1 protein-coding gene is annotated in these 2,774 nt (G+C 61.0%); it reads left to right on the top strand.

Going from position 1 to position 2,774, the window contains the following annotated elements:
• Nucleotides 1-123: 123 nt before the first annotated feature.
• Nucleotides 124-2,774: CusA/CzcA family heavy metal efflux RND transporter (locus tag I5W_RS12355; RefSeq protein WP_044529445.1), on the top strand; the 2,651-nt coding region annotated here is incomplete at its 3' end.

The following is a 2,774-nucleotide window of genomic DNA, read 5'->3' as shown; positions in this document are numbered from 1 at the left end:
GTCCGGCATCGATGCCGGTACCGAATATGCCGCTACCGGCAGCTTCGCCATCAAGGCGGAACTGGGTAAGGGTTCCGCCGAGCACAGCCACTGAGAGCGGCGACTTCAAGAGAGACGACAATCATGTTTGAACGCATCATTCGCTTTGCCATCGAGCATCGATGGCTGGTCCTGCTGGCGGTGCTGGGGATGGGCGCATACGGGCTCTACAGCTACCAGAAGCTGCCCATCGACGCCGTGCCCGACATTACCAACGTGCAGGTACAGATCAATACGGCCGCGCCGGGTTACTCGCCGCTGGAGACCGAACAACGCATCAGTTATCCGATCGAGACGGTCATGTCCGGCCTGCCTCATCTGGAACAGGTGCGCTCGCTGTCGCGCTACGGCCTGTCGCAGGTGACCGTGATCTTCCAGGATGGCACCGATATCTATTTCGCCCGGCAGTTGGTCAATGAGCGCATCCAGCAGGCCAGAAGCCAGCTGCCACCCGGCATCGACCCCGCCATGGGGCCGATATCGACAGGCCTGGGCGAGATCTATCTCTGGACCGTCGAGGCCAAGGACGATGCGCGCAAGGCTGATGGCACACCCTATACCCCGACCGACCTGCGGGAAATCCAGGATTGGGTCATCAAGCCGCAGTTGCGCCTGGTGCCAGGCGTGACCGAGATCAATACCATCGGCGGCTTCGCCAAGGAATATCTGGTGGCGCCGTCCCCGGAAAAGCTGGCCTCCTATGGCATGACGATGGATACGGTCATCAAGGCGCTGGAAAAGAACAACAACAATGTCGGCGCGGGCTATATCGAGCGTCGCGGCGAGCAATACCTCATCCGTGCCCCCGGCCAGGTCGGCTCGACCGAGGATATCGGCAATATCGTGCTGGCCAATGTGAAGGGCGTGCCCATTCGCGTGCGCGACGTTGCGCAAGTCGATATCGGCCGCGAGCTGCGCACCGGTGCGGCCACCGAAAATGGTCGCGAAGTGGTGTTGGGCACCGTGTTCATGCTGATCGGCGAAAACAGCCGCAAGGTCTCGCAGGCGGTGGACAAGAAGATGCGCGAGATCAATCGTACCCTGCCCAAGGGCGTGGAGGCGGTCACCGTCTATGACCGCACGGTACTGGTCGACAAGGCCATCGCCACGGTCAAGAAAAACCTGGTCGAAGGCGCATTGCTGGTGGTGGCGGTGCTGTTTGTCTTCCTCGGCAACATCCGTGCTGCCATCATCACCGCGACCGTCATTCCGCTGGCCATGCTCTTTACCTTCACCGGGATGGTGTCCAACAAGGTCAGTGCCAACCTGCTCAGTCTCGGTGCGCTCGATTTCGGCATCATCATCGATGGCGCCGTGGTGATCGTGGAAAACTGCGTGCGCCGCCTGGCCCACGCACAGCAGCATCACGGCAGAACGCTAACCCGCAGCGAACGCTTCCATGAAGTATTTGCCGCCGCCAGGGAGGCGCGCCGTCCCCTGCTGTTCGGCCAGTTGATCATCATGATCGTGTATCTGCCGATGTTTGCCTTGACCGGGGTCGAAGGCAAGATGTTTACGCCGATGGCATTTACCGTGGTGGCGGCCCTGATGGGAGCCATGGTTCTGTCGGTCACGTTCATTCCGGCGGCCATTGCCCTGTTCATTGGCGAGAAGGTGGCCGAGAAAGAAAACTTCATGATGGTGTGGGCCAAGCGCATGTATGAGCCCATGCTCAAGCGCATCATGGACAACAAGGCCGTCGTGCTGACCTTTGCCGGTGCGCTTATCGTGGTCTGCGGCGCCGTCGCCACGCGCTTGGGTACCGAATTCGTCCCCAGCCTGAACGAAGGCGACATGGCGATCCAGGCGCTGCGGATTCCGGGCACCAGCCTGAGCCAGTCGCTCGACATGCAACAGCAGCTCGAAAAGACGCTGAAACAGAAATTCCCCGAAGTGGAACGGGTGTTCGCCCGTACCGGCACGGCAGAAGTGGCGTCCGATCCGATGCCGCCGAACATCTCCGATGGCTACATCATGCTCAAGCCGCAAGACCAGTGGCCCAAGCCCAGGAAGACGCATGAGGAGTTGCTGGCAGCGATTCAGGCAGAAGTGGCCAAGATCCCGGGGAATAACTACGAATTCTCGCAGCCCATTCAACTGCGCTTCAACGAGTTGATCTCGGGCGTGCGCAGTGACGTCGCGGTGAAGGTCTTCGGCGATGACATGGACGTGCTCAATGCGACTGCCAACAAGATTTCGGCCGTGCTGGAGAAGATCCCCGGCGCCACCGAAGTCAAGATCGAGCAGACCACGGGCTTGCCGATGCTGACGGTGGACATCGATCGCCAGAAGACGGCGCGTTATGGGCTCAACGTCTCGGACATCCAGGATACGATTGCCACGGCCATCGGCGGCAAGCAAGCTGGCACCCTGTTCCAGGGCGACCGCCGCTTCGGTATCGTGGTGCGCCTGCCCGACGATGCACGTACCGATCTGGAGGCGATGCGCCGCCTGCCGCTCGCATTGCCTTTGCAAGAGGGCGTCGCGCGCACCAGCTATGTCCCGCTCAGCGAGGTGGCCACGCTCAACATTGCTCCTGGTCCCAATCAGATCAGCCGGGAAGATGGCAAGCGTCGCATCGTGGTCAGTGCCAACGTGCGTGGCCGCGACCTGGGGGGCTTCGTAGCCGATGCCGAGCGCCAGTTGCAGTCCGAAGTGAAGATTCCCGCCGGTTACTGGACTACGTGGGGCGGCCAGTTTGAAAACCTGCAATCGGCGACACAGCGTCTGCAGAT

This window comes from Herbaspirillum sp. B65 (assembly GCF_000333555.1).
In the GTDB taxonomy this organism is placed as follows: domain Bacteria; phylum Pseudomonadota; class Gammaproteobacteria; order Burkholderiales; family Burkholderiaceae_D; genus Herbaspirillum; species Herbaspirillum rubrisubalbicans.
This window is presented reverse-complemented; position numbering and strand designations above follow the sequence as displayed.